Below are 26,238 nucleotides of genomic sequence, written 5' to 3'. Positions count from 1 at the left end.
ACTTAAAACTCCTCGTCCCACTCCACGATGGTCTCGCTGGTGAGGGTGGGGGCGGGCCTGGCCTCGGTGGTGGCCGCCACCTCGGCGCCCCGCTCCTTCAGGAGGCCGAACTGGGCGGCGATGCCCCTAAGGCCCGCTCCCGCCAGGGCCACCACCAGGAAGGCGGAAAGCCCCCAGGCCAGATAAGGCACCAGGGCCTGGGCGATGGAGAGGTTGGCTAGGACGCCCAAAACGGGTAGCCCTCCGTATTCTGCCAGGATGGAGCCCATGTAGGAGAACCCCTCCGTAAGGATAGGGAGCACAAGGAAAAGAAAGGCCAGGCTCAGGAGGTTCCAGTAGAGGTTGCGCCCCCCGAAGGTAAGGCGAATGAGGTAGAGGGGAAAGAGGGCGAGGGCCGCCGCCAAAAGGAAGAAGACCGCCCGGGGGATTCCGAGGGAAAAGAGCTCCACCTGAACTTGAAGGGAATGCCAGGGGCCTAGGGTGCCTCCAAGGAGGCGCTCTTCCATCTCCTGGATTTCCCCTAGGAGTACGGTGAAGTCGGCGGTCCGGAGCCCCACGGCGTTTTGCATCTGAAGGAAAAGCCGGTCGGCACGCTCGGCCAGTTCCGGGGCGTAGGCTCCCACCACGGGATAGACCTTGAGGCGGAAGCGGTTGTAAGCGTAGGCCAGCTGGGCCCGGGAGCGTTCGTACTGGCCGCTTGCGGTGTAGAGCTGGGCCTGAGCCAGGCTGCTACGCACCTCATCCAGAAGGTCCAGCCAGTTGATCAGGCTGGGGATGGCCAGCCGTTGCAGGGCCTCGCCCACGCGAAGGGCCACCTCGGGGTCCAGCCGCAGCAGGTTGGTTTCCTCACGGATCTCCTGAGGCAGGAAGGTTTCCGCCAGGCGGACTTGGCTTGGGGAAGGGAGCGGAGCGGGGGACGGTGTGGAGGCAGGGGGTGTAGAGGCTTGGGTGGGAGGAGTGGGGGCGGGGCTTAGAGGGGCCGCCGTTCGGGCTTGCAGGCTCTGGCGCCAAGCAGCCACCTTCTTCTGCAGCTCCTGAACCCCTGGCCGGAAGTTCTCCCCCCCCGAAACCTTGGCCAGGGCCTGGACGAAGTCCTGGGCCCTTAGGGTGCTTTGGGGGCTATCCTGAACCACCAGGAACCGGGCGTAGGCCCGGGCCAGGGCCAGGTAGGCCTGGGGGCGGGAGGAGGCGGCGAGGGCCTGCCCCAGGTCCTGGGCCATGAGCTGCAGGAAGCGCCCCTCCAGGCGCCTCCTCGCCTCCTCGGGGGGAAGACCTGCCACCTCCAGTGCCCCTTGGCCAAGCCCCGCGGCCCGGGCCAGGCGGCTCAGGTAGCCGGGCTTCTCCGCGGGAGGGGCCTGGAAGTAGCCGTCGTAGAGGGCCTTGGCCAGGAGGTGGCGCACCAGGAGGAGGCGGGCCTCGAGGTCCGCCTGGCTCTTCCGCGCCAAGGCCTGCCGGGCCTCCTGGAGGTTGCCGAGGGCGGCGTCCCGCAACACCGGGGGCAGGCTTTCCCCCTCCTGGCGCAGGAGGCTTTGCGCCTGGTCCAAGGCCGCCAAGGCCTGGCTGGGGTTGGCCGTGCCCACGCGGGCGAGCACCCCTTCCAGCCGGTCGTAGAGCTGCGGAAGGGGTGCGGCCAGGGCCAATCCCAGAAACGCCAGCCAGAAGAGCCTTCCTCTCATCCCTCCACCTCCGCGCTGTCCACAAGCCGCCTGAGGCTGTGCAAAAGACGGCCCACGTTGGTCTCCTTGCGCGCCAGCACCCCCACGAACCCCCCTCCCAGGGGGCGGAGGGCCACCAGGGCGTCCCCCACCGCCGCGTAAAAGGTCCGGTACCCTTGCCTTCGCAAAAAGAGGTGGATGGGGTCCAGCTCCACGGGCTCCCCGGCGAAGAGGGTTTCCCTGCCCTTTAGGCCCGCCACCACCACCCCCACCACCCCCTCCAGCCGGGCCAGGCGCTGGGCCAGGTGGACCCGGGAGGCCGGGTCCTCCAGGTCCACGGCCTCCGGGAGAAGGGCTTCTTCTTCCTCGGCCTCGAGCTCCTGGGAGGCCAGGGCCTTGCGCTCCCGCACCCAGGCCTTGAGCTCTGGGGGCATCTCCTGGAAAGGCAAAAGCCGCTTGAGCTCCGGCCAGACCACTTCCTCGGCGAGCCTGGCCCACTCCCCGGGGTGGGTGGGCGTCCCCTGGGCCAAGGCCTTGCGCACGAGGCTTTCCGCGGCCCGGGGAGAAACGTACCGGCTTAAGAGTTCTAAAAGGCTTTCCTCCATAGCCCAGGGGCTTGCCAATCCGCCCCTCAGAGTGTACCATAACCTCTGCCCGAAGGTTCGGGCGCCTGCGCTGGGGTGTCGTCTAACGGCAGGACAGCGGACTCTGGATCCGCCGGTCGTGGTTCGAGTCCACGCACCCCAGCCAAACTTTGGCCCCATCGACTAGCGGTTAGGTCACCGCCCTTTCAAGGCGGCGGCGGGGGTTCGAATCCCCCTGGGGTCACCAAAGCCCTCCGAGACGCGCGCGGCCCCATCGTCTAGAGGCCTAGGACACGGCCCTCTCAAGGCCGAGACGGGGGTTCGAATCCCCCTGGGGTCACCAAAGCGCCTCGGAGGGCCTTTCTTTTCTTGACAGAACCCCACCCTTTCCGCAAACTGGGAGGCGCTGTATACCCCCACCTGGTATATGGGGGTGTAGGGTAAGGGAGGAGGTGTCCATGGAGTTCACCCTCACGGGGCTTGCGGGAAGCGGCGCTCAGGAGGAGCTTTACGACGTGGTCATCATCGGCGGGGGCCCTGCCGGGCTCACCGCGGGGATCTACGCGGGCCGGGGCGGGCTCAAGACGGTGATCGTGGAAAAGGGGCTCCCCGGGGGGCAGATCGCCCAGACGGAGGAGGTGGAGAACTACCCCGGTTTCCCCGAGGGCATCTCCGGGCCCGAGCTTGCGGGCCGCATGGTGCAGCAGGCGGAGAAGTTCGGTGCCCGCATCGTCATGGACGAGGTCCAGGGGATTGAAAAGACGAAGGAAGGCTTCCTGGTGCGGGGGTTTGAGCGGAGCTACCCCGCCCGGGTGGTCATCATCGCCACGGGGGCCAACCCCAGGAAGCTCGGGGTGCCCGGGGAGGAGAAGTTCTACGGGCGGGGGGTCTCCACCTGCGCCACCTGCGACGCCTTCTTCTACCGGGACAAGGAGGTGGTGGTGGTGGGCGGGGGGGACGCCGCCGTGGAGGAGGGGCTCTACCTCACCAAGTTCGCCCGCAGGGTGACCCTGGTCCACCGCCGGGACGAGCTTAGGGCCAACAAGGTGGCCCAGAACCGCGCCTTCCAGAACCCCAAGATGCACTTCCTCTTCTCCCACGTGGTCACGGAGATCCTGGGGGAGGAGCAGGTGACGGGGGTGCGCCTCAAGAACCTGAAGACGGGGGAGGAGTACGTCTACCCCACGGACGGGGTCTTCGTCTTCATCGGGCACGAGCCCAACACCGCCTTCCTCCAAGGGGTGGTGGAGCTCAGGCCCGACGGCTACATCGCCGTGCGGGACGAGGTCTTCACCTCCGTCCCCGGCATCTTCGCCGCGGGGGACGTGGCCGACCCCATCTACCGCCAGCTCACCACCAGCGTGGGGGCGGGGACCCGGGCGGCCATGATGGCCGAGAAGTACCTGGCGGAGAGGGAGGCCAAGGAGGAAGCCCCTCAAGGCACTTGATGCCTCCGGTTCCCTTCGCCCGCTTAGGGTGGCATGAGGGGCTTTTTCCTCCTGGCCCTTTGGCTGGCCACGGCCTTCGCCCGGCCCCTCCTCTACCTCCCCCTGGACGACCGGCCCCCGAACCTCGCCCCTTGCGCCTGGGGGCTCGTCCTCTGCCCGCCCCGGGAGGCCTACCGGGGCCCGGAGGGGGCGGACCTGGCCTCCTTTCGCGCCTGGCTCCTTTCCACCCCGGGGGAGGGCCTCGTGGCCAGTCTGGACGCCCTGGCCTACGGGGGGCTCCTTCCGAGCCGCCACCTTCCCCTTCCCCCGGAGGACGCCCTGGCCCGGCTTGGGCCCCTTCTTTCTTGGAAGGTCCGGTACGGGGGGAGGCTCTACCTCTTCGGGGTGCTGCCCCGCTGGGACGCCACCCAGAGGGAGCGTAACCTGAAGGCCCTCCAGGCCCTTGCCCTTTGGGCGGGGCTTCCCGGGGTGTACCTGGAAGCCGTCTGGGACGATGCCCTAAGGGGCTCACCTGCCCCTAAGGAGGCCCGGGGGCTCCCTTACCCCACCCGCCCCGGGGCGGACGAGGCGGGGCAGGTCCTCCTCCTCCGCGCCCTTAGGCCCGGGCTCCGGGTGGCGGTGGTGTACGGGGAGGGGCTTTCCCCGGACCGGATCACCCCCTACGAGGGGGTGCCTCTAAAGGAGACCGTGGCCGGGGTCTTGGGAAGCGCGGGGGCGCGGGGGGTGGCCCTGGAAGAAGGGCCCGACCTGGTGCTTTACCTCCACGGGGGCGGGGATCCCCGGCGGGCCGCCCTCCGGCTCATGGGCCTCATGGCCCGGCACCCCGTGGCCTTGGCGGACCTCTCCCGGGTGAACCGGGGGGACCAGGCCCTCATGGGCTACCTTCAGGCCTTGGGGCTTTACGGGCGGCTTGCGGCCTACGCCGCCTGGGGCACCCCGGCCAACAACCTGGGAAGCGCCCTGGCCCAGGGGGGGCTTTTCCTGGGGGACCGGGAGGGGCGGCTTCTGCGGCTCGCCGAGGCCTACTTCCACTACTGGTGGGGGGAGGTGGGAAGGCCCTGGGTGAGGGCCCGCTTCCCCGAACCCCTGCCCGAGGAGGCCCAAAGGGTGGCCGCCCTTTGGCCCCACGTGCTCCTGGAGGCCCGGCGGCTGGACCTCCTTGGGGTCCGCTTCCCCTGGCGCCGCGCCTTTGAGGCCGAGGGCGTTCTCCGCCTGTCTCCTTTGGACCTCTCGCCCCATCTGGTAGAGTGAAGGGCGTGATCCCCGTAGACCTGGAGCTCAGGCGCCTTCAGGCCCTGGTCCAGGCCTGGCGTCTTTTGGCTCCCCTGGAAAGCCTGGAGGCGGTGTGCCGCAAGGCGGTGGAGGTGCTTAAGGAAAACACCCGGGCCGTCTCCACCCTCTTTTTCCTCCACCGGCCGGAGGGGGACTATTTGGAGCTGGTGGCCGCCGCCGGGCTTTCCCAGGACAAGGTGGGGTTTCGCCTCCCCCGGGGCCAGGGCATCTCCTGGACGGTCCTGGAGTCCGGGGAGCCCCTCTATGTGGCCGACGTTTCCCAGGACCCCCGGGTGGTCTTCCTCTCCGGGAAGAGGCAGCCCGGGGTCTACCTGGGGGTGCCCGTACGGGAGCCAGGGGGAAGGGCGGTGGGCGTGCTCTCCATGGACACCGCTGGGGGGGTGGGGGAGATCCTCCCTGAGGAGCGCTTCTGGGTCCAGGCCCTGGCCGAGGCCGCGGGGATGGTCCTCGCCCGGGTGGAGGCCTTGGAACGGGCCAAGGAGGAGTCCGCCAGGGCCCAGGCCCTTCTGGAGCTTTCCCTGGCCCTCGAGGCTTCCCGGGACCCCCTGGCCATGGCCAAGGAGGCCCTGGAAACCCTCCTCCGCCTCACCCCCTACCACGGGGGGGCCCTTTACCTCTTTCGGGAAGGGATGGTGCGCCCGGCGGTGATGGCGGGCCGCTACCCAAAGGGCTTCCCCCGCCTTTACGAGGAGCACCCCATCCGCTTCGGCATGGGCCTCCTCGGCCACCCGGGGCTTTGGGAGGGTCCGGTGTACGTGGAGGACTACGCCCTCTTCCCCGGGGCCCTAAGGCCTTTCAGGGAAAGCGGCCTCCGCTCCGCCCTCCTGGTTCCCCTCAAACCCGAGGGGCGCAAGTACGGCGTCCTGGCCCTGGGGAGCTTTGGGGAGAAGGTGGCCTACCGCAAGGAGGACGAGGGCATCCTCCAAGTGGTGGCCAAGAGGCTGGAGGAGGCCTTGGAGCGCCTCTTCGCCCTCAACACCCTCCGCCGCACCCGGGAGGCGGCCTTTAAGGCCCTTTCCCGGGTGCTGGAGTACCGCGACCTGGAGACCCAGGGGCACACGGAACGGGTGGCGGAGCTCGCCGTGCGCCTGGCCCGGGAGCTTGGCTTTGAGGACCTGGAGGGCCTGCGCCTTGGGGCCTACTTCCACGACCTGGGGAAGCTGGCCCTTCCCGACGAGGTGCTCAAAAAGCCCGCCGCCCTTTCCACCGGGGAGTGGCGGCTGGTCAAGACCCACCCCGAGGTGGGCCTGGAGATCCTAAAGAGCCTCCCCTTTTTGCCCCAGACGGCCCTCAACGTGGTCCTCTACCACCACGAGCGCTGGGACGGCTCGGGCTACCCCCGGGGGCTCAAGGGGGAGGAGATCCCCTTAGAGGCCCGCATCTTCGCGGTGGTGGACGTCTGGGACGCCCTCGTCTCCGAGCGCCCCTACAAGCCCGCCTGGCCCCGGGAAAGGGCCCGGGAAGAGCTTCGGGCCCAGGCGGGAAAGACCCTGGACCCGAAGGTGGTGGAGGCCTTCCTCAGGCTAGGCCCTACTCCACGGTGACGCTCTTGGCCAGGTTCCGGGGCTGGTCCACGTCCCGCCCCAGGAGGACCGCCACCTCGTAGGCCAGAAGCTGGAGGGGCACCACGCTCACGATGGGGGCGAGGAGGGGGTGGACCTCGGGGACGTAGAGGACGTCCTGGGCGAGCTTCGCTATCTCCTCATCCCCCTGGGTGGCGATGGCGATCACCTTGCCGCCCCTCGCCCGCACCTCCTGGATGTTGGAAAGGGTCTTCTCGTAAAGCGGGCCCCGGGTGGCCAGGACCACCACGGGCAGGTGCTCGTCAATGAGGGCGATGGGCCCGTGCTTCATCTCCCCGGCAGGGTAGGCCTCGGCGTGGATGTAGCTGATCTCCTTGAGCTTAAGCGCCCCCTCGTAGGCGGTGGGGGTCTGCACGTGCCGCCCCAGGAAGAGGAAGTCCTGGGCCTGGTGGTACTTCTCGGCGATGTGGGCCACGAGGGGGCGTTGCTCCAGGACCTCCTCCACCAGGCGGGGCAGCTTGCGCATCTCGCGGAGGAGCCCCTGGGCCGCCTCCCGGGAGAGGGTGCCCCGGGCCCGGCCGAAGCGCACGGCGAGGAGGGCCATGGCCGCAAGCATGGCCAGGTAGGCCTTGGTGGAGGCCACCCCGATCTCTGGCCCTGCGTGGATGTATAAGACCTCGTCCACCTCGCGGGTGAGGCTGGAGCCCTTGGCGTTGACCACCCCCAGGGTCCTCGCCCCCTTGCCCTTGGCCTCGCGGATCCCCTCCAGGGTGTCTATCGTCTCCCCCGACTGGCTGATGGCGATGGCCAGGGTCTTCCCGTCCACCACGGGGTCGCGGTAGCGGTACTCGCTGGCCACGTCCCACTCCACGGGGACGCGGGCCAGGGCCTCCAGGAGGTACTTCCCGTAAAGCCCGGCGTAGGCGGCGGTGCCGCAGGCCACCATGTGGACGCGCTCCACCTCCCTGGGGTCCAGGGCGAGGCCTAGGTCCACGTCCCCCTCTTCCTCCCGAAGCCTTCCCCCCAGGGTGTTCTCCAGGACCCAGGGCTGCTCGTAAATCTCCTTCAACATGTAGTGGGGGAAGCCCCCCTTCTCCGCGGCCTCCAAGGACCAGTCCACCTCCACCGCTTCCCGCTTCAGGGGGTTTCCCTGGAGGTCGGTGATCTCCACCCCCTCCCGGGTGATGCGGGCCAGGTCCCCGTCGTGGAGGAAGATGACCTTTCGGGTGTAGGGAAGGAGGGCGGGCACGTCGGAGGCCAGGAAGTTCTCCCCTTCCCCGAGGCCCACCACCAGGGGGCTCACCGTGCGGGCGGCCACGATCTCCTCGTGGTCCTCGTGGGCCACCACCACGGCGTAGGCCCCCCGCACCTCCTTGAGGGCTTCCCGCAGGGCGGCGAAGAGGTCCCCTCGGTACTTCTCCTCCACCAGGTGGGCCAGGACCTCGCTGTCCGTCTCCGAGCGGAAGCGGTGTCCCCGGGCAAGGAGGGCCTCCTTGAGCTCCAGGTAGTTTTCAATGATGCCGTTGTGGATCACGGCGATCTTCCCGTCCTCCGTGGTGTGGGGGTGGGCGTTGGGGTCCGTGGGGGCCCCGTGGGTGGCCCAGCGGGTGTGGCCGATGCCCAGAGGGCCTTCCAGGCGCTCTTCCTTTAGGGCGCTTTCCAGGGCGGAAAGCTTCCCCGAGCGCTTCACCACCTTAAGCCCCGAAGGGGTGCGCACCGCCACCCCCGCGGAGTCGTACCCCCGGTACTCCAAGCGCCGAAGGCCGTCAAGAAGCACATCCGTGGCGTTCCGAAAGCCCACGTAGCCCACGATTCCGCACATGACCTTCTCCCTTAAGCGGGCCCCGTTCTGGGCCCGCCGCTGCCCTATCGGGCCAACGCTTTTGACGCCCTGCCCCTCGGTTGTCCCCTTAGGGCTTTCCCTTGGGGCTTTGCTCAGGCGGGCGGGGCGGGCACACCCCGGGCGGCATCCGCGGATTCCTCGACCTTTCCCGGTTTCCCGGTTATCCCCAATTGGGGTCCGCCACCTCGTCAGGCCAAAAGGCCCCCTGCGCTTCCCGCCTTCCTGGACCGATTTTTCATCCCTACCCTCTCACCCCCCGCCGGAGTATAGCAAACCTAAAGGCCAGGGGCTTGACACTTAGGGCATGAGGCTTTTATGATAGCCCCGGATGCAAGGGAAAACTGGCCTTTAAGGCCCTGGCGCTTTCCTTGCATCCCGGGAAGCTGGGTGGGAGAGGAAACGCGGAAACTCGCCCGCACCCTCTTCCCGAAAGACCCTGAAGGGGGTGTTTAGGGATATGAAGAAAAGGCTCGTGACGCTACTGGCAGGGCTCTTGACCGTGCTCTCCATGGGCTTCGGTCTAGCCCAGTTCTCCGACGTGCCCGCCGGGCACTGGGCCAAGGAGGCGGTGGAGGCCCTGGCGGCCAAGGGGATCATCGTGGGCTTCCCCGACGGCACCTACCGGGGGAACGAGAACCTCACCCGCTACCAGGCGGCCCTCATCATCTACCGCCTCCTGCAGCAGATTGAGGAGGAGCTGAAGGCCAAGGGCACCTCCCCCACCATGGAGGCCATGTCCTCCGAGGACCTCGAGGCCCTGAAGAACGCCGTGCAGGAGCTCGCCGCTGAGCTCGCTGCCTTGGGCGTGCGGGTCTCCGCCCTGGAGGACAGCGCCGCCACCAAGGACGACATCGCCCGCCTCGAGGCCATGATCGCCGAGCTCAAGGCCCAGCCCGCCCCCGAGCCCGGCATGGACCAGGCCGCCCTCCAGGACCTCATGGACCGGGTGGAGGCCGCCTCCATCGCCGCGGACACCGCCCTGGCCCAGGCCCAGCAGCTGGCCGAGCAGCTGGACGCCTTGGCCCAGGACGTGGAGGGGGTAAAGGGCGACGTGGCCGCCCTTTCCACCCAGGTGGAGGCCAACGCCCAGGCCATCCAGGCTCTGAACGAGCTCGCCGTCCTCCTGAACCAGGACGTGCTGGCCCTCCAGGACCGGGTGACCGCCCTGGAGAAGGGCCTGGCTGACCTGCAGGGGGTGGACTTTGAGCAGTTCGCCTCCAAGGAGGACGTGGCCGCGGTGCAGGATTTCGCCGCCGCCTTGCGCTCCGACCTGGTGGGCCTCTCCGATAAGGTTTCCAACTTGGAAAGGACCGTGGCCACCCTGCAGCGCAACGCCTTCACCATCAGCGGGAGCCTGAGCCTCGGCTACAGCGTGTATCGGGCCTGGGGCCCCGACGCCTCGGCTGCAGGGCCGGGCACGGCCAACACTTTTGACATTGACCGCCTCTTCTCCAGCAAGTTCAGCACTGAGGACGGGGACGGGGATGGCTCTGTGGGCGACGAGGCCGACCTGGGCAAGAACACGGAGGGCGTCACCAACGCCACCCTAAGCGTCAACTTCTCCACGGGGAAGTTGGATGCGGCTTCCGATCCGGGCAAGCTGAACAGCTACCCCGGCCTGGTCCAGTTCAGCCTGCGCGCGACGCTGACCAACCCCGGCAAATACGACCCCAGCACGGGTGCGCCCACCTACCCCATCAACCTCACCCTGGATGAGTTTTCCTCCACGCTGGCGGTGGCCAAGGACCAGACCCTCTCCTTCAGCTTCGGTCGGTCGGTAAGGTCCAAGTTCACCGAGTACGTCTTTGACAACGACTACAACAGCCGCGGGCATGGCTTCGTGGCCACCTTCAAGCCGGGCCTTCTGGGGGCTACGCTGACTGGGGTTTACGGGTCCAAGGGGGCTAACAATGGGGACTTCACGTACTTCCGCGGCGCCCGCTTGGCCTTGAGCCCCGCTGAAGGTTTCACCTTGGGTGGCTCCTTTGTCCAGGAGGGCCTGGACGCCAACCAGGGGACCATTACCCCCACCTTCCCCACCCCCACCACCGTGTACGGGGTGGATGCCAGCGTGAAGCTTGGTCCTGTGGGCCTCGCTGGGGAGTACTTCAATTCCGATGCCGCTCCCAACGCGAACGGGTACTACGTGAAGGCCGACGTGGCCTTGGGGTCTATCTCCGTGGCGGGGAACTACCGGAACATCGGCGCCGGGGTTACCGGGGCGAACATGCTCTCCGGGGACGCCACCAGCACCCTGGACCAGGGCGGCTGGGGCGGCGTTGATTCCAGCGGTAACGTCATCAACGGGGCGCCCTTCCGCTCTAACCGCCAGGGCTTTGGGGTGAGCGCTTCCGCGGGGCTTGGACCCATCACGGTCAAGGGCTACTATGACAGCTCCACGATCCTTGCCAACGAGACCATTAGCAACTCCTACGGCGCCTTCAGCTACAGCGCGAACGACCAGCTCGTGGCCTACGGCGGTCAGGCGGATCTCGCCTTCAGCGGCTTCGCGCTGAGCGGTTTCTACCGCATCGCCCAGCTCAACGGCGCCACCACCCGTTACATCCTCACCGAGAAGCCCGTGGACGCGGTGTACGCCAGCGAGTACGGGGCCAAGCTGGCCCACGATGGGGCCTCTAAGGACGCTCTGGTGCCCAAGCTCAACCTCACGGCCGCCTACACCCAGAAGTACGACAACGCCACCAGCGGCTTCACCACCCAGGACATCGCCGTCTACGGTTCCTACGAGCTGGCCCTCGGGCCTCTAACCCTCAAGCCCATGGGCCGGTACCACACCCAGGACGCCGCGGCAGCGAGCACTTCTTCCGACTACACCACGGTGAAGTACGGGGTGGCGGCTTCTATTGCCCTGGACCTTCCCTTCAAGCCCAGCCTTTCCGGGGAGTACTACGCCCGCTCCACCCAGGTAACCTCGGCCAACAGCGGTTCTTCCGCCACGGGCACCATCTCCGAAAGCAAGTACGCTGTGGGGCTGAAGCTGGGCGAGTTCCTCTTCAAGAACTCCTCGGTGGAAGCCAAGTACGCCTCCTACACGGGCAGCGGCCTCAACGCCCCCATTCTCCTGGGTGTCGCTGACGCCGCCAGCTCCACCACCTCCGACTACCTCTACAACAATGCGGTGAGCTCGGTGGGGAGCAACCAGGGCAGCGTGACCGGGTGGTACTTCACCTGGACGTACTGGGACCTCACCTTCGCCTACGTGGAAGCCGACGTGAACAACAACGGCAACCAGACCCACGGTCAGGCCTTCAAGATCAGCTACACCGTGAAGTTCTAACCCTGGCGGTCCCGCCCCCGCCCCCTTTGGGGGGGCGGGGGTTTTTGTTCTCCCCCTTCCTTTGGGGAGGAGAGGGGCCCCTATACTTGGGTAAGGATGAGCTTCCGCTACCGGGGGCCTGCGCCCAAGGGGGACCAGCCCCAGGCCATCGCCGGGCTCGTGGAGGCTCTAAGGGATGGGGAGCGCTTCGTCACCCTCCTCGGGGCCACGGGCACGGGGAAGACGGTGACCATGGCCAAGGTCATTGAGGCCCTGGGAAGGCCCGCTTTGGTCCTCGCCCCCAACAAGATCCTGGCGGCCCAGCTTGCGGCGGAGTTCCGGGAGCTTTTCCCGGAAAACGCCGTGGAGTACTTCATCAGCTACTACGACTACTACCAGCCCGAGGCCTACGTCCCGGGGAAGGACCTCTACATAGAGAAGGACGCCTCCATCAACCCCGAGATTGAGCGCTTAAGGCACTCCACCACCCGAAGCCTCCTCACGCGGCGGGACGTGATCGTGGTGGCCTCGGTCTCGGCCATCTACGGCCTCGGGGACCCGAGGGAGTATAGGGCCAGGAACCTGGTGGTGGAAAGGGGCATGGCCTACCCCCGGGAGGCCCTTCTGGAACGGCTCCTTGAGCTTGGCTACGAGCGGAACGACATTGACCTCGCCCCCGGGCGCTTCCGGGCCAAGGGGGAGGTTCTGGAGATCTTCCCCGCCTACGAGACCGAGCCCATCCGGGTGGAGCTATGGGGGGACGAGGTGGAGCGCATCCTCCAGGTCCACCCCATCACCGGGGAACGCCTGCGGGAGCTTCCCGGCTTCGTCCTCTTCCCCGCCACCCACTACCTCTCCCCGGAGGGGCTAGAGGAGATCCTGAAGGAGATTGAGAAGGAGCTCTGGGAGAGGGTCCGCCACTTTGAGGAAAGGGGAGAAGTCCTTTACGCCCAGCGCCTCAAGGAGCGCACCCTCTACGACCTGGAGATGCTTCGGGTCATGGGCACCTGCCCGGGGGTGGAGAACTACGCCCGCTACTTCACGGGGAAGGCCCCGGGAGAGCCCCCCTACACCCTCCTGGACTACTTCCCCGAGGACTTCCTCGTCTTCCTGGACGAGTCCCACGTGACCGTGCCCCAGCTCATGGGGATGTACCGGGGGGACTACGTGAGGAAGAAGACCCTGGTGGACTACGGCTTCCGCCTGCCTTCGGCCCTGGACAACCGCCCCTTGCGCTTTGAGGAGTTCTTGGAGCGGGTTTCCCAGGTGGTCTTCGTCTCCGCCACCCCGGGGCCCTTTGAGCTTGAGCATTCGGGGCGCGTGGTGGAGCAGATCATCCGGCCCACGGGGCTCCTTGACCCCCTGGTGCGGGTCAAGCCCACGGAGAACCAGATCCTGGACCTCATGGAGGGGATACGGGAGAGGGCGGCGAGGGGAGAGCGCACCCTGGTCACGGTGCTCACGGTGCGCATGGCCGAGGAGCTCACGAGCTTCCTGGTGGAGCACGGGATAAGGGCGCGCTACCTCCACCACGAGCTGGACGCCTTTGAGCGCCAGGCCCTGATCCGGGACCTCCGCCTTGGCCACTACGACTGCCTCGTGGGGATCAACCTCCTCAGGGAGGGCCTGGACCTCCCCGAGGTCTCCCTGGTGGCCATCCTGGACGCGGACAAGGAGGGCTTCCTTAGGAGCGAACGGAGCCTCATCCAGACCATCGGCCGGGCGGCGCGGAACGCCAAGGGCGAGGTCTGGCTCTACGCCGACCGGGTCTCCGAGGCCATGCGGAGGGCCATAGAGGAGACGAACCGGAGAAGGGCCCTCCAGGAGGCCTACAACCGGGAGCACGGCATCACCCCGGAGACGGTGCGGAAGGAGGTTAGGGCCGTCATCCGCCCCGAGGGCTACGAGGAGGTCTCCCTCGAGGCCGACCTCTCCGGGGAAGACCTGAAGGAGCGGATCGCCGAGCTTGAGCTTCTCATGTGGCAGGCGGCGGAGGCCTTGGACTTTGAGCGGGCGGCGAGGCTTAGGGACGAGCTAAGGGCCCTCGAGGCCCGCCTCCAGGGCGTAAGGGCCCCCGAGCCCGTCCCCGGGGGGCGGCGGAAGCGGAAGAAGCGGTGAAGCGTCCCTAGGCCAGGAGGAGGAGGGGGTTTTCCAGGTAGAGGGCCACCCGCTCCAGGAGCTTCCTCGCCAGAGGGGCTTCCAGCCCCGAGGCGGCGAGGAGGCCTTCTTGGGAGAGGAAGAGGCTTGGCCTACCGGTGTGCACCTCCTCCTCCCCGTGGAAGCAGAGGAGGCCTTCCCCTTCCTCCCCGCCCCCTTCCCGGAAGAGGGCGAGGAAGGAGGGGGAAGGCTTAAGCCCCCGCACCTCCTCGCCCTCCACCCGGCCCACGAGGGCCCGCATGGGGATTTCCAGCTCGGCAAGGGCCCGCTCCGCGGCCCGGAGGAGGAAGGGGAGAGGGGTCTTGGGCACCCCGTGGACCCGCTGGAAGAGGTCCATGGCCTCCTCCAGGGCCTTTAGGCCCACCCGCCTGCGGTGGACCCGGAGGGGCGTGAGGGGGGCGGGGGCCGGGGCGGGCACCGGGGCCACCCCTAAGGCAGAAGGCGGAGGCGCCGGGGCCGGGGGTTCGGCCTGGAGGAGGTCCTCGGAGAAGTCCTCCTCGGGAGGGGCTTCCTCCCAGGCCTCCTGGGGGGGTGGGGTGGAGGTTAGGAGGAGGTCTTCCTCCCACGCCTCCTGGGGGGGCGGAGCCTCTTCGGGCTCTTCCGCGAGGAGGAGGTCGTCCTCGAGGTCCAGGTCCACCTCGGGGAAGTCCAAGGGAAGCTCCTCCTCCGGGACCTCCTCCACCTGGAGGGTGGGGGCCTTGGGGAGGAGGTCGGCCAGGTCCACCCCTTCCTTCTCCAAGGCTTCCTGGGCCCGCTTCAGCTCCTCCTCGGGGGGGAGGGGCGGGGGCGCCTCGGGCAGGGGGGGCAGGTCCACCTCCCCGGCCATGACCTTGGCCAGGTAGGCCAGAATGTCCCGCTCCACGATGGTCCCGTCGGGGCCCGTACCCTGAAGCTTCCGCCAGTCTATGCCGTTTTCCTCCGCCAGGCGCCGGGCCAGGGGCGTGATGTTGGGTTCGGTCATCTTGCCCCTATGATAGCAGGGTGGAAGCGCGCTTCGCCGAGCTTTTGGCCGAGTACTGCCTCGAGGCGGGCCCCGGGGAGACCGTCCTGGTGGAGGCGGAAACCCCGGCCCTCCCCCTCCTTCCCCACCTGAAGCGGGCCCTCCTCCGAAGGGGCGCCTACCCCTTCTTCCGCCTGGGCTACCCCGGGGAGGCGGGGGACTTCCTGCGCCATGCCGGGCGCTGGCTGGAGGAGATCCCCGAGGTGGAAGCGGCCCTCTACCAGAAGGCGGACAAGTTCCTGCGGGTGCTCTCCGCGGAGAACCCCCTGGAGGGGGCCGCCTTGGAGCCCGCCTTGGCCCTCAGGCACCAGCGGGCCTGGCGGCCCTTGCAGGAGCTGAGGCTTAGGAAGCGCTGGGCCCTCACCCTCTACCCCACGGTGGGCTACGCCGTGGGCGCGGGGATGGGGACGGACGAGTTCCGGGCCTACCTGGAAAGGGCGCTCTTCCTGGACCGGGAAGACCCCGTGGCCGCCTGGCGGGAGCTTTCCCGCTTCCAGGAGGCGCTCATCGGGAGGCTTTCCGCCGGGCAGGAGCTCCGCATCCTGGCCCCGGGGACCGACCTCCGGCTTTCCGTGGCGGGACGCATCTGGATCAACTCCGACGGCCGGCGCAACATGCCCTCGGGAGAGGTCTTCACGGGACCGGTGGAGGACTCCGCCGAGGGGGAGGTGCGCTTCAACCTCCCCGCCTTCGTGGGGGGAAGGCGGGTGGAGGGGGTGTACCTGCGCTTTTCCCGGGGGGAGGTGGTGGAGGCCCGGGCGGAGGTGGGGGAGGCCTACCTCCAGGCGGCCCTGGCCACCGACCCCGGGGCCAGGCGGCTCGGCGAGGTGGGAATCGGCACCAACTTCGCCCTGGACCGGCCCACGGGCCTCGTCCTCCTGGACGAGAAGATGGGGGGCACGGTCCACCTGGCCCTGGGTCGAAGCTACCCCGAAACCGGGGGGAAGAACGAGAGCGCCCTGCACTGGGACCTGGTCCTTTCCCTTAAGGAGGGGGAGCTCCTTCTGGACGGGAGGCCCCTCCTGAAGGAGGGCCGCTTCCTCTAGAGGTCCTTCCGTTCAAAGACCAAAACCGCCAGGAGGGCGAAGCCCAGGGTGTAGATGAGGAGGAGGGCGAGGCCGAGCCCCGCCGCCTGGGGCCTCAGGTGGAGGTCCAGGTAGGTGGTGAGGAGGAAGGGGGTGAGGGCGGGGAAGGCCACCAGGAGGCGCATGAGGAGGAGGGTAGCCACGGCGGCCAGGGCGCTTGCCGTGGTGGAGAGGAAGACGCTTCCGTAGAGGAGGGCTAAGGAGGCGAGGGGAAGGAGCACGGCCCCGGCGAGGAGGTGGGCCTTAAGGAGCTCGGCGAGGGCCATCTCTGGGCTCAAAAGCCCGACCCCGGCGAACCCCCCTTCCCCAAGCCCCGTGCCCCCGTAGAAGGCCCCGAGGCCGTGGGGGAGGCCCGCCAAAAGCCCCCCCAGGAAGCTCACCCCCAGGAGGACGAAGGGGTAGAGGAGGACGGCGAGGAGCTTGGCGAGGAGGAGGTGGGTTCGGGAGAGGGGCCTTAGGAGGAGGCTTTTCAGCGTCCCCTGGGCCACCTCGCTCCCCAGGGACTCGCTCGCCGCCATCACCACCAGAAAGGGGAAGAGGAACTCCATCCCGGCGAGGAGGCTCAAGGACACCACCTGCCATCCCGAGGCCAGGACCAGGCCGTAGACCTCCTTAAGCCCCGGGGCCAAAGCCCAGAGGAAGGGGAGGAGGAAGGCGAAAAGGAGGCCGAGGCCCACCGAGCGGAGGCGGAAGAGCTTGTAGAGCTCAAAGACGAAGAGCCTAAGCATGCTTCACCCTCTCCTGGTAGTAGCTCAGGAGGTCAAAGCGGTGGGGCCCCAGGGCCTCCACCCGGAAGCCCTCCCGGAGGAGGGCCCTGAGGGCCGCGTCCTTATCCCCCTCAAAGACGATGGCCCCGCCCTGGAGCCTGGCCGAGGCCACCTGGGGCAGGGCCTTGAGGAGGGCCAGGGCCCCTTCCAGGGGGTGGGCCTCGAGGCGGTATGCCTCCTTTCCCGAAAGGGCCACCTCCTCCAGGAGCCTGCCCCCGCCCAGGATGCCCACCTTGTGGGCGTAGGCGCTCACCTCCTGCAGGTGGTGGGTGGAGAGGAGCACCGCCACCCCCTCCCAGGCGAGCTCCCGGAGGAGGCCGTGCACCAGCTCCACCCCCTCGGGGTCCAGGCCCGAGGTGGGCTCGTCCAGGACCAGCACCTTGGGCCGGGGGAGGATGGCCGCCGCCAGGCCCAGGCGCTGCCTCTGCCCCAGGGAGTAGCTCCCCACCTTCTGGTCGGCCACGGCCAGGAGCCTGAGCCGGGCCAGGACCTCGGGGATGCGGGCCTCCTCCTTGACCCCGGCCAGGTAGGCGTGGAGGCGGAGGTTCTCCCGCCCCGTGAGGTAGGGGTAGAAGGCGGCCGGGGCCTCCACCACCGCCCCCAGGTGGCGCCGGGCGGTGGGGCTTTTGTGCACGTCCTCCCCCAGGAGGAGGGCCCGGCCCTGGGTGGGAAAGGCCAGGCCCGTGACCAGGCGGATCAGGGTGGTCTTGCCGCTTCCGTTGGGCCCGGCCAGGGCGTACACCTCCCCGGGGCGCACCGCAAGGTTTACCCCTTCCAGGACAGGCTTCCGGCCGTAGCGCTTGCTCACGCCCTCTAGCCTCAGGGCTTCCATGGGTGCTATACTACCCAAGCCCCCGGTCCAGCGCGGCGGTCCGGGCGTGAACCGGGTCAGGTCCGGAAGGAAGCAGCCCTAAGCGCCACGGGTCGGGCGCCGCTGGGAAGCCGGGGGCCTTTTATCCACAGGGTTATCCACAAGGGCCTCCGGGCCCCCTCTGTTTGAAAAAGCCCCTTCCACACAGCGTTCACCGCTTGGCCCCTTTGGCCTCGGCCACCTGGGCCACCCCCTTTTCCACAAGGCCCCGCACCTCCTCCGGGGCGTAGCCCGCCTGCAAGAGGGCCTCCTCCGTGTGCTCGCCCAAAAGGGGTGGGGGAAGGCCTGGCTCCGCGGGGGTGCGGGAGAGGAAGCGCAAGGGGTTGGCCAGGGTGGGGAGGGCGCCCAAGAGGGGGTGGGAAAGGGTCCAGACGGCCCCTCGAGCCCTCGCCTGGGGGTCTTGGAAGGCTTCTTTTAGGTCGTTCACGGGGGCGGCGGGGACGCCCGCCTCCTTGAACCTTTCCAGCCAGTGGGCCCGCGGGCGGGTCTTGAGGACCCCGGAGAGGGCCTCCACCACCTCCTCTCGGTGCTCCACCCGGAGGGCATTGGTGGGAAAGCGCCGGGCGAGGTCGGGAAGCCCCACCACCTGGCAAAGCCTCGCGAACTGCTCGTCGTTGCCCACGGCCAGAATGAGCCAGCCGTCCTCCGCGGGGAAGGCCCCGTAGGGGACGATCTGGGCGTGGGCGTTGCCGAGCCTTTTTGGGGGATTTCCCGTGAGGAGGAAGCTTTCCCCCAGGTTCGCCAGGGCGAAAAGCCCCACGTCAAAGAGGGAGAGGTCAATGTGCTGGCCCTCCCCGCTTCGCTCCCGCTCCAGGAGGGCGGCGAGCACGGCCAAGGCCGCCATCATCCCCGTCATCACGTCAATCCAGGCCACGCCCACCTTCATGGGGGGGCCTTCGGGCTCGCCCGTGACGGACATGATCCCGGTGTAGCCCTGGAGGGCGGCGTCGTAGCCGGGCTCCTTGGCCCTGGGCCCGGTGTGGCCGAAGCCGGTGATGGAGAGGTAGACGAGACGGGGGTTCAGAGGCTTCAGGCTCTCGTAGTCTAGGCCGAAGCGCCTGAGGTCCCCCGTCTTGAAGTTCTCCACCAGGACGTCCGCCTTCTGGGCGAGGCGGCGCACCGCCTCCTGGCCCTCTGGGCGCTTGAGGTCCAAGGCCACGCTCCGCTTCCCCCGGTTCACCGCGAGGAAGTAGGCGCTCTCTCCTTCCACGAAGGGCGGGCCCCAGCCCCGGGTCTCGTCCCCCCAGGGGGGCTCCACCTTGACCACCTCCGCCCCGAGGTCCGCCAGGATCATGGTGCAAAGGGGGCCGGCGAGAACGCGGGAGAGGTCCAGAACCTTTATGCCGGAGAGGGGCTTCATGGGGGCATCTTACGCCGGTATAGTGGGGGGGTGGGCCGCTTCCTCCGGCACGCCTTCGCCCTTTCGGTGCTTCTTTTCGTCCTTCTTCCCTTCCTCTGGATGGCCTACGCCGCCTTCATGCCCAAGGAGGCGGTGTACTCGGGGGAGCTCTTCTCCCGGGTGGGCTTCAGCCTGGAGAACGTGCGGGCCCTGGCCAAGGAGGGGTTTTGGGGACGGCTTTTCTTCTCCATGGGGCTCTCCTTCGGGGTGGCCTTCCTTCAGCTCCTCACCGCCCTCCTCGCCGCCTACGCCCTCCGGGCGGGGTTTGGGCTTTTGCCCTTCTACCTGGTGCTCATGGCCGTGCCCGCGGAGCTCCTTTTGGTCCCCCTTTACGGGATTTTGAAAGGCCTCGCCCTTTTGGAGACGCCTTGGGCCCTGGTCCTGCCCTTCGCCGCAAGCCCCTTCGTGATCTACCTGGTCTACCAGGCCATGCGGGCCGTGCCTGAGGAGCTTCTGGAGGCGGCCCGGCTGGACGGGGCCGGGCACCGGGTGCTCCTCTTCCGCATCCTCTTCCCCCTGGTCCGGCCCACCCTGGTGGCGGCCGGGGTGCTGGCCTTCGCCGCCCACTGGAACCTGGTCCTCTACCCCCGGGTGGTGGTCTCCGACCCCCGCTTCTGGACGGTGCAGACCTGGCTCACGGACCTGCAGCGCAAGTACCCCACGGACTGGGGCCTCCTCTCGGCGGCGGCCCTCCTCAGCGTCCTCCCCATCGCCCTCCTCTATCTCCTCTTTGAGAGGCGGGTGGTGGCCACCTTTGAGGAGGGGCTGAAGGGGTAGCTATACTGAAGGTGTAGGAAAAGGGGGTGAAGACCGTGCGCGCCCTGGTGCTGGCGCTTGCCCTGGTCCTTTCCGGCTGCCTCCCCGTGGCCATGCTGCGCCCTCCGGAGCCCGCCCGGGGGGCGGAGTTTTCCCTGGGGGCGACCTTGATGCCGAACCCCTTTGGCGGCCAGTCGCCCGTCCTCCTCCTGCCCTACCTGGCCTACGCCGAGGGGAACGGGACCTTTGAGTACAACCTCTCCCTCCAGTGGGGCCTCCGGGGCGGGGTGAAGGTGGGCCTGGCCCCCGGGGTGGCCCTGGACGCGGGCCTCACCCTCCCGCCCGTCTCGGGCGAGGGGGCGGACTGGAGCCAGGGGGTGCCCGTGGTCCTGGACGGGGGGGTCATCCTGGGCGGGGGAGGGTACTACCTCTCGCCCAGGCTCCACCTCCTCGGGGTGCCGGGAGAGGAGTGGGGGTTGGCCTACCAGCTTTCCGCGGGGGTCTACGGCGGGGACTGGGTCGCGGAGGTGGGGGCCTTGGGCGGGCCGGGGTTGACGGGGGTCCTCTTCAGCCTCTCCGCCGCCTGGCGCTTTGGAACTTCTCCCTCAGCGCCTTAAGCCTTTCCCGCACCCGCTCCTCCCAGCCCTCCCCCAGGGCCTCAAAGAGGGTGAGGCCTTCCAGGCCCTCGGGGAGGTACGGCTGGGCGAAGCTTCCCTCCTTGTCCTCGTGGTAGTAGGCGTACCCCTCCCCGTGCCCCAGGGCGCGGGCGAGGCCGGTGGGGGCGTTTCTCAGGTTTAGGGGGACCTCGGCCTCGGGGTGGGCCTCCGCCGCCTCCTGGGCCTTTTGCCAGGCGGCGTAGAGGCTGTGGCCCTTGGGGGCCAGGGCCAGGTAGACGGCGGCCTCCACCAAGGCGAGCTCCCCTTCCGGGCTTCCCAGGGCCTCGTAGGCCTCCTTGGCGGCCACGGCGAGGCGGAGGGCCAGGGGGTCGGCGAGGCCCACGTCCTCCACCGCCACCCGGATGAGCCTGCGGGCGAGGTAGCGGGGGTCGGCCCCGCCCCGGAGGAGCCTCGCCAGGTAGTAGAGGGCGGCGTCCACGTGGCTTCCCCGCAAGGACTTGTGGAGGGCGGAGACCAGGTCGTAAAACCGGTCCCCCTCCCGGTCCATGGCGAAGCGCTCCGCCCCCAGGGCCTCCCGCACGCTTTTTAGGTCCACCCGGCCGAAGCTTGCGGCGAGCTCCAGGGTGTTCAGGGCGAAGCGGGCGTCGCCCCCGGCCGCCTGGGCGAGAACCCGTAGGGCTTCCTCCTCGTAGGGGGTGCCGGGAAGGCCCCTTGGGTCTTCCAGGGCCCGCTTGAGGAGGGCGAGGAGGTCGGCCTCCCCCAGGGGCCTTAAGGGGAAGAGGCGGAGGCGGGAGCGGAGGGCGGGGACGAGGGCGAAGGCGGGGTTTTCCGCCGTGGCCCCGATGAGGGTGAGGAGGCCCGACTCCAGGTGGGGCAGAAGGGCGTCCTGCTGGGCCTTGTTGAAGCGGTGGATCTCGTCCAGGAAGAGGACGAGCCCCCCCTTTGCCCTGGCCTCCTCCACCGCCTGGCGCACCTCCTTAAGCCCCGCCTCCACCGCGGAAAGCCTTAGGAAGGGCCTTCCCACCCCCTCGGCGAGGAGCCTCGCCAGGGTGGTCTTGCCCGTGCCCGGGGGGCCGAAGAGGACCATGGAGGAAAGCCGCCTTGCCTCCAGCATCCGCCTTAGAAGCCCCTTGGGGCCGGTGAGGTGGGGCTGGCCCAGGACCTCGTCCAGGGCTTTGGGCCTGAGGCGCTCGGCTAGGGGCTCCACCCTTCCATGCTAAGCCGGGGGTAAGGGGGCCTGTGGTAGGCTTGGGGGGAATGCGGGCCCTCTTCCTCTTGCCGTGGGGGCTCTTCCTTCTGGGGCTCCTTCCCCTCCTCCTGGCAAGCCCCGGGGAGGCGGGGGGGAGGGGCTTAGGCCTTCTCGTGGCCAGCCTGCTCCTTTCCGCCGTGGCGAGCCTTTACTCCCGCTTTCCCGTGGCCTTCCCCGTGCAGCTCGCCCTGGTGCTGGGGCTTGGCCTTCTGGCCTTTGAGCTTGCCCTAGAAAGCGCCCTGCGCCTGGTGGGGCTTGACCCTCCCGGCTACACCGCCCTTGGGGGGGTGCTCGGGGCCTTGGCCCTGGGGGTGGCCTTTTTCTTGGGCACGGGGCGGGAGGCCCCCCTCCTGCCCCCCCTGCCGGGGGTGGGGACGCGGGAGGACCTCCTGCGCCTGGCGGGGGCCTTGGAGGGCCTCGCCCTGAGGCGGCCTTTGGTCTTGGTTTACCTGGCCACGGACGCCCCGCCCGAGAGGCTAGAGGCGGAGCTTAGGCGGGGGGACCTGGCCTTTCGCCTTTCGGGGGGGTACCTCCTCGTCCTCCAAGGAGGCCGCCCCGAGGACGCCCTGGGCCTCCTTAAGCGGCTTCGGAGCCGGTTTCCCCTCTCGGCCTACGCGGTGGAGCGCTGGAAGGGGGGGAGTCTGGAGAAGGTGCTCGCCCGCCTCGAGGCCGAGGCCCTGTTGCAGTCCTGAGGAGGGGCCCCCGCTCTGGCGCAAGCCAGAGCGGGGTACTTAGGAGCGGTGTAGGCCCTCCGAGGCTACACCGCCTCCGGGTGTACGGGAAGCCGCCTTACCTTGGCCGCCTTTTCCCCTTCGGGCCCTACCCTTAGCCTTAGGAGGTCCAGCATGGAGCAGGCCAAGGAGATCAGCCAGGCGTGGCAGGAAGCCCTGGAGACCTACGGGGAGCGGGAAGAGGAGTAGCTAAAGGGGGCCCGGGGGCGGGAGGCCGCCCCCGGTTTTCCTTTACCTTCCCACCAGGCGCTTCCTCTGGGAGGGGTCCAGGACCTTCTTGCGCAGGCGCAGGCTCTTAGGGGTCACCTCCAGGAGCTCGTCCTCGGCGAGGAACTCCAGGGCCTCCTCGAGGGAGAGCCGCCTTGGGGGGATGAGGCGGATGTTCTCGTCGGAGCCCGCGGCGCGGACGTTGGTGAGCTTCTTGGCGAGGGTCACGTTCACGTCCAGGTCGTTTTCCCGCACGTGCTCCCCCACGATCATGCCCACGTAGACCTCGGTCCCCGGCTCAATGAAGAAGGCCACCCGCTCCTGCAAGCGGTTCAGGCTGTAGGCGGTGGCCACCCCGGCCTCCATGGCCACGGCGCTCCCCGTGGTGCGGGTGGGGATGGGTCCAGCCTCGGGGCCGTAGCCGTGGAAGGTGTGGCTCAGGAGGCCTTCCCCTCCGGTGAGGGAGAGGAAGAGGCTCCGGAAGCCGAAGAGGGCCCGGGCGGGGATCACGAACTCCGCCCGCACCCTTTCCCCCACCTCCATGTGGGCCATCTCCGCCCGCCGGGATCCCAGGGCCTCCATCACCGCCCCGAAGCGGTCCTGGGGCACCTCCACCGCCAAAAGCTCGTAGGGCTCGAGGCCGTCTTTGGTGAGCACCCGGGGCTGGCCCACGCTGAACTCGTACCCCTCCCGGCGCATGGTCTCCAGGAGGACGGCCAGGTGAAGCTCCCCCCGGCCCCTCAGCTCAAAGACCTCCGGCCCCACCTCCTCCACCTGCAGGGCCACGTTGGTGCGGAGTTCCTTGAGGAGCCGCTCCTTAAGCTTCTGCCCCGTGACGTACCGCCCCTCCCGGCCGGAGAAGGGGGAGGTGTTGGGGGTGAGGGTGAGGGCCACGGTGGGCTCGTCCACCCGAAGCCGGGGAAGGGCCTCCGGGGCCTCCTTCGCGGCCAGGGTGTCCCCGATCTCCGCCCCCTCCACCCCCGCCAGGGCGAGGATGTCCCCGGGTAGGCTTTCCTCCACCTCCACCCGCTCCAGGCCCTGGTGGGTGTAGACCTTGACCACCCGGGCGGTCAGGACCTCGCCCTCCTTCACAACCGCCACGGTCTCCCCGGGCCGCACCCGGCCCCGGACCGCCTTGCCGATGGCCACCCGGCCCAGGTAGGGGGAGTGGTCCAGGTTGGCCACCAGGAGCTGGAAGGGGCCTTCCGTCCACCGGGGTGGGGGGACGTGTTCCAGGATGGTTTGGAAAAGCTCCGAGAGGTCCTCCCGGGGCGCCTCCCGCCAGGCCCATCCCTCGCGCCCCACGGCGTAGAGGTAGGGAAAGTCCAGCTGCTCCTCCGTGGCCCCAAGCTCCACCATGAGGTCAAAGACCTGGTCCAGGACCGCGTCGGGACGGGCCTCCTTCTTGTCCACCTTGTTCAGGACCACGATGGGCTTGAGCCCCGCCTCCAGGGCCTTGCGCAGGACGAAGCGGGTCTGGGGCATGGGGCCCTCGGCGGCGTCCACCAGGAGGAGGACCCCGTCCACCAGGGAGAGGGCCCGCTCCACCTCGCCCCCGAAGTCCGCGTGGCCGGGGGTGTCCACGATGTTCACCTTCACCCCGCCCCAGACCACCGCGGTGTTCTTGGCCAGGATGGTGATGCCCCGCTCCTTCTCTAGGTCAAAGGAGTCCAGGATGCGCTCCCCCTCTTCCTTGGCGAGGGCCTTGGCCTGGCGGAGCATGGCGTCCACCAGGGTGGTCTTGCCGTGGTCCACGTGGGCAATGATGGCGATGTTCCGAATCTCCATGAACGCACCAATCCCCCCACTCTACCACGGGAAGGCGCGTAGGATAAGGGCATGGTGGTGGCCACCTTTTCCCTGGTGGCCCAGGACCCAAAGACCGGGGACCTGGGCGTGGCCGTGGCCAGCAAGTTCCTGGCCGTGGGGGCGGTGGTCCCCTTCGCCGAGGCGGGGGTGGGGGCCCTCGCCACCCAGTCCTACGCCAACCCCCGGTTTGGTCCCCAGGGCCTCGCCCTCCTCAGGCAAGGGGCGAGCCCGGAAGGGGTCCTCGAGGCCTTCCGCCGCACCGACCCCGACTTGGAAAAGCGCCAGTTCGGCCTGGTGGCGGCCACGGGGGAAAGCCTCACCTTCACCGGGGCCGGGTGCCACCCCTGGGCCGGGGGGGTGGCGGGAAAGGGGTACGCGGCCCAGGGGAACCTCCTTTCGGGGGGCGAGGTGGTGGAAGCCATGGTGGAGGCCTTCCTCACCGCCAAGGCCCCCTTCCCCGAGAGGCTCCTCCTCGCCCTGAAGGCGGGAGAGGAGGCCGGGGGGGATAAGCGGGGGAAGCAGTCCGCCGCCCTCCTGGTGGTGGGGGAGGGGAAGGGGTACGGGGGGCTTTGGGACCGGTACGTGGACCTCCGCGTGGACGACCACCCCGAGCCCATAGACGAGCTCTTCCGGCTCCTCTCCCTCCACCGCCTCCTCTTTGAACGGCCCAAGGAGCGCCGCCCCCTCACCGAGGAGGAGGTGCGCTGGCTCCAAGGGGTGCTCGGGCGCCTCGGGCTTTACGCCGGGGAGGCCCACGGGGCCTTTGACGAGGCCACGGAGCGCGCCTTTTTGGCCCTAATCGGCATGGAGAACCTGGAGGAGCGCTACCAGGGGGGGCCCGAGGTGGACGAGGCCACCTTGAGCTACCTCAAGGGGAGGTTTGGGTGGAGCTAGGGGCCGGGGGCGTGGTCTTCAACGCCAAACGGGAGGTCCTCCTCCTTCGCGACCGCATGGGCTTCTGGGTCTTCCCCAAGGGCCACCCGGAGGAGGGGGAGAGCCTTGCACAGGCGGCGGTGCGGGAGGTCTGGGAGGAGACGGGGGTCCGGGCCGAGGTCCTCCTTCCCCTCTACCCCACCCGCTACGTCAACCCCAAGGGGGTGGAGCGGGAGGTGCACTGGTTCCTCATGCGGGGAGAAGGGGCGCCCCGCCTGGAGCGGGGCATGACCGGGGCGGGGTGGTTCTCCCCCGAGGAGGCCCGGGCCCTCCTCGCTTTCCCCGAGGACCTGGGGCTTTTGGAGGTGGCCCTTGAGCGTCTACCGCTTTGAGGACAAGGTGCCCCAGGTGCATCCCACGGCCTTCATCGCCCCCGGGGCCTACGTGGTGGGGGCGGTGGAGGTGGGGGAGGGGGCTTCCATCTGGTTCGGGGCCGTGGTCCGGGGGGACCTGGAAAGGGTGGTGGTGGGCCCCGGGGCCAACGTCCAAGACGGGGCCGTGCTCCACGCCGACCCCGGCTTTCCCTGCCTCCTTGGGCCTGGGGTCACCGTGGGCCACCGGGCGGTGGTCCACGGGGCGGTGGTGGAAGAAGGGGCCCTGATCGGCATGGGGGCCGTGGTCTTAAACGGGGCCCGGATCGGCAAAAACGCCGTGGTGGGGGCGGGGGCGGTGGTGACGCCGGGCATGGAGGTGCCCGAGGGGAGGCTCGCCCTCGGCGTCCCCGCCCGGGTGGTCCGCCCCGTGGACCCTCCCGGGAACGCCCCCCGCTACCGGGCCCTCGCCGAGCGCTACCGGAAGGCCCTCTTCCCCGTGGAGGCCCCGCGGCGCTACCGCCTCACCCTGAGGGGCCAGGACGCCCTGAACCCCTTCAGCGAGGTGCACCTCCGGCTCAAGCGCACGAGGAAGGAGGCCCTCGAGGCCCTCAGGCGGGCGGCCCAGGGCTTCCCCCTGGACCCAGAGGAGGCCTCGCCCCTTTTGGCGGAGGGGCTCCTCGCCCCGGAGTGAGCCCGGGGCCACACAGAAAAGGGCGAGAA

22 protein-coding genes, 3 tRNA genes and 1 other RNA gene are annotated in these 26,238 nt (G+C 69.0%); 17 read left to right on the top strand and 9 right to left on the bottom strand.

The annotated features are described in order from the left end of the window. Nucleotides 1–2: 2 nt before the first annotated feature. Complete coding sequence (locus BLP62_RS01630; protein WP_093005207.1) at nt 3–1,676, bottom strand: hypothetical protein; 1,674 nt, start codon at nt 1,674–1,676, stop codon at nt 3–5. Then, nucleotides 1,673–2,260, bottom strand: a complete 588-nt coding sequence (locus tag BLP62_RS01625) for a hypothetical protein (RefSeq protein ID WP_093005205.1) — start codon at nt 2,258–2,260, stop codon at nt 1,673–1,675. Before BLP62_RS01625 ends, BLP62_RS01630 begins: the two co-directional genes overlap by 4 nt. Before the next feature lie 71 nt (nt 2,261–2,331). Here BLP62_RS01625 and BLP62_RS01620 point away from each other — a divergent pair. The 6 genes from BLP62_RS01620 (at nt 2,332) to BLP62_RS01595 (ending at nt 6,524) form a co-directional block, all read left to right on the top strand. Continuing rightward, nucleotides 2,332–2,405: transfer RNA gene (locus tag BLP62_RS01620), tRNA-Gln, on the top strand. Between the two features lie 6 nt (nt 2,406–2,411). Continuing rightward, nucleotides 2,412–2,486, top strand: a tRNA-Glu gene (locus BLP62_RS01615). A 20-nt stretch (nt 2,487–2,506) separates the two neighbouring features. After that, nucleotides 2,507–2,582 (top strand) — tRNA-Glu (locus BLP62_RS01610). 115 nt (nt 2,583–2,697) lie between these two features. Further along, nucleotides 2,698–3,687, top strand: coding sequence for a thioredoxin-disulfide reductase (gene trxB, locus BLP62_RS01605; RefSeq protein ID WP_093005203.1), 990 nt, complete (start codon nt 2,698–2,700; stop codon nt 3,685–3,687). Between the two features lie 33 nt (nt 3,688–3,720). Further along, nucleotides 3,721–4,938, top strand: a complete 1,218-nt coding sequence (locus BLP62_RS01600; protein ID WP_093005201.1) for a DUF4127 family protein — start codon at nt 3,721–3,723, stop codon at nt 4,936–4,938. A gap of 5 nt (nt 4,939–4,943) precedes the next feature. Further along, nucleotides 4,944–6,524 (top strand): HD domain-containing phosphohydrolase, encoded by a 1,581-nt coding sequence (locus BLP62_RS01595; RefSeq protein WP_093005199.1) that lies wholly within the window; start codon nt 4,944–4,946, stop codon nt 6,522–6,524. On the opposite strand, the gene glmS is transcribed toward BLP62_RS01595, so the two are convergent. Further along, nucleotides 6,511–8,325: a glutamine--fructose-6-phosphate transaminase (isomerizing) gene (gene glmS / locus BLP62_RS01590; protein ID WP_093005197.1), complete on the bottom strand. Its 1,815-nt coding sequence runs from the start codon at nt 8,323–8,325 to the stop codon at nt 6,511–6,513. The two genes, BLP62_RS01595 and glmS, sit on opposite strands and share 14 nt — an antisense overlap. A 478-nt stretch (nt 8,326–8,803) precedes the next feature. Between glmS and BLP62_RS01585 the strand changes: the two genes are divergently transcribed. Next, a complete protein-coding gene (locus tag BLP62_RS01585; protein WP_093005195.1) occupies nt 8,804–11,644 on the top strand; it encodes an S-layer homology domain-containing protein in 2,841 nt (946 codons plus the stop codon). Between the two features lie 96 nt (nt 11,645–11,740). Continuing rightward, nucleotides 11,741–13,741 (top strand): excinuclease ABC subunit UvrB, encoded by a 2,001-nt coding sequence (uvrB, locus tag BLP62_RS01580; RefSeq protein WP_093005193.1) that lies wholly within the window; start codon nt 11,741–11,743, stop codon nt 13,739–13,741. A 7-nt stretch (nt 13,742–13,748) separates the two neighbouring features. On the opposite strand, the gene BLP62_RS01575 is transcribed toward uvrB, so the two are convergent. Next, nucleotides 13,749–14,741 carry an E3 binding domain-containing protein gene (locus BLP62_RS01575; RefSeq protein ID WP_093005192.1) on the bottom strand — a complete coding sequence of 331 codons (993 nt, stop codon included), beginning with the start codon at nt 14,739–14,741 and terminating at the stop codon, nt 13,749–13,751. A gap of 20 nt (nt 14,742–14,761) precedes the next feature. Between BLP62_RS01575 and BLP62_RS01570 the strand changes: the two genes are divergently transcribed. Beyond that, the gene (locus BLP62_RS01570; protein ID WP_093005191.1) at nt 14,762–15,826 is read left to right on the top strand and encodes an aminopeptidase; all 1,065 of its coding nucleotides are present in this window, start codon (nt 14,762–14,764) and stop codon (nt 15,824–15,826) included. Here the strand turns inward: BLP62_RS01570 and BLP62_RS01565 are convergent. Together BLP62_RS01565 and BLP62_RS01560 are read right to left on the bottom strand one after the other, a co-directional pair. Then, nucleotides 15,823–16,593 (bottom strand): ABC transporter permease, encoded by a 771-nt coding sequence (locus BLP62_RS01565; protein ID WP_093005190.1) that lies wholly within the window; start codon nt 16,591–16,593, stop codon nt 15,823–15,825. The genes BLP62_RS01570 and BLP62_RS01565 overlap by 4 nt on opposite strands. Then, nucleotides 16,586–17,464, bottom strand: a complete 879-nt coding sequence (locus tag BLP62_RS01560; protein WP_093005188.1) for an ABC transporter ATP-binding protein — start codon at nt 17,462–17,464, stop codon at nt 16,586–16,588. Before BLP62_RS01560 ends, BLP62_RS01565 begins: the two co-directional genes overlap by 8 nt. A 19-nt stretch (nt 17,465–17,483) precedes the next feature. Between BLP62_RS01560 and ffs the strand changes: the two genes are divergently transcribed. Further along, an RNA gene (ffs, locus tag BLP62_RS01555) (signal recognition particle sRNA small type) lies at nt 17,484–17,584 on the top strand. 70 nt (nt 17,585–17,654) lie between these two features. On the opposite strand, the gene BLP62_RS01550 is transcribed toward ffs, so the two are convergent. Next, nucleotides 17,655–18,863 carry a CaiB/BaiF CoA transferase family protein gene (locus tag BLP62_RS01550; RefSeq protein WP_093005186.1) on the bottom strand — a complete coding sequence of 403 codons (1,209 nt, stop codon included), beginning with the start codon at nt 18,861–18,863 and terminating at the stop codon, nt 17,655–17,657. A gap of 30 nt (nt 18,864–18,893) precedes the next feature. Between BLP62_RS01550 and BLP62_RS01545 the strand changes: the two genes are divergently transcribed. Both BLP62_RS01545 and BLP62_RS01540 read left to right on the top strand, forming a co-directional pair. Next, nucleotides 18,894–19,679 carry a carbohydrate ABC transporter permease gene (locus BLP62_RS01545; protein WP_093005184.1) on the top strand — a complete coding sequence of 262 codons (786 nt, stop codon included), beginning with the start codon at nt 18,894–18,896 and terminating at the stop codon, nt 19,677–19,679. Between the two features lie 26 nt (nt 19,680–19,705). Further along, a complete protein-coding gene (locus BLP62_RS01540; protein ID WP_093005182.1) occupies nt 19,706–20,275 on the top strand; it encodes a hypothetical protein in 570 nt (189 codons plus the stop codon). Here the strand turns inward: BLP62_RS01540 and BLP62_RS01535 are convergent. Then, nucleotides 20,226–21,482, bottom strand: a complete 1,257-nt coding sequence (locus tag BLP62_RS01535; RefSeq protein WP_093005180.1) for a replication-associated recombination protein A — start codon at nt 21,480–21,482, stop codon at nt 20,226–20,228. The genes BLP62_RS01540 and BLP62_RS01535 overlap by 50 nt on opposite strands. A gap of 50 nt (nt 21,483–21,532) precedes the next feature. Between BLP62_RS01535 and BLP62_RS01530 the strand changes: the two genes are divergently transcribed. Next, the gene (locus BLP62_RS01530) at nt 21,533–22,216 is read left to right on the top strand and encodes a nucleotidyl cyclase domain-containing protein (protein WP_176758114.1); all 684 of its coding nucleotides are present in this window, start codon (nt 21,533–21,535) and stop codon (nt 22,214–22,216) included. Between the two features lie 102 nt (nt 22,217–22,318). Next, nucleotides 22,319–22,444 (top strand): hypothetical protein, encoded by a 126-nt coding sequence (locus BLP62_RS14295; protein WP_277621078.1) that lies wholly within the window; start codon nt 22,319–22,321, stop codon nt 22,442–22,444. Between the two features lie 42 nt (nt 22,445–22,486). Here the strand turns inward: BLP62_RS14295 and typA are convergent, their stop codons facing one another. Then, a complete protein-coding gene (typA, locus tag BLP62_RS01525) occupies nt 22,487–24,250 on the bottom strand; it encodes a translational GTPase TypA (protein WP_093005176.1) in 1,764 nt (587 codons plus the stop codon). Nucleotides 24,251–24,301: 51 nt separating this feature from the next. On the opposite strand from typA, the gene BLP62_RS01520 reads away from it, so the two are divergent. From BLP62_RS01520 to BLP62_RS01510, 3 genes are read left to right on the top strand one after another with little or no spacing between them, the layout of a single operon-like run. Further along, a complete protein-coding gene (locus BLP62_RS01520; RefSeq protein ID WP_093005174.1) occupies nt 24,302–25,165 on the top strand; it encodes a DUF1028 domain-containing protein in 864 nt (287 codons plus the stop codon). Continuing rightward, nucleotides 25,156–25,536, top strand: a complete 381-nt coding sequence (locus BLP62_RS01515; protein WP_093005172.1) for an NUDIX hydrolase — start codon at nt 25,156–25,158, stop codon at nt 25,534–25,536. The genes BLP62_RS01520 and BLP62_RS01515 overlap by 10 nt, the downstream gene beginning before the upstream one ends. Further along, nucleotides 25,517–26,209 carry a gamma carbonic anhydrase family protein gene (locus BLP62_RS01510; protein WP_093005170.1) on the top strand — a complete coding sequence of 231 codons (693 nt, stop codon included), beginning with the start codon at nt 25,517–25,519 and terminating at the stop codon, nt 26,207–26,209. The genes BLP62_RS01515 and BLP62_RS01510 overlap by 20 nt, the downstream gene beginning before the upstream one ends. Nucleotides 26,210–26,238 lie beyond the last annotated feature (29 nt).

It is taken from the genome of Thermus arciformis, assembly GCF_900102145.1.
Classification (GTDB): Bacteria; Deinococcota; Deinococci; order Deinococcales; family Thermaceae; genus Thermus; species Thermus arciformis.
Note: the sequence above shows the minus strand (reverse complement) of the source record. Positions and strands in the feature narration are given on the sequence as shown.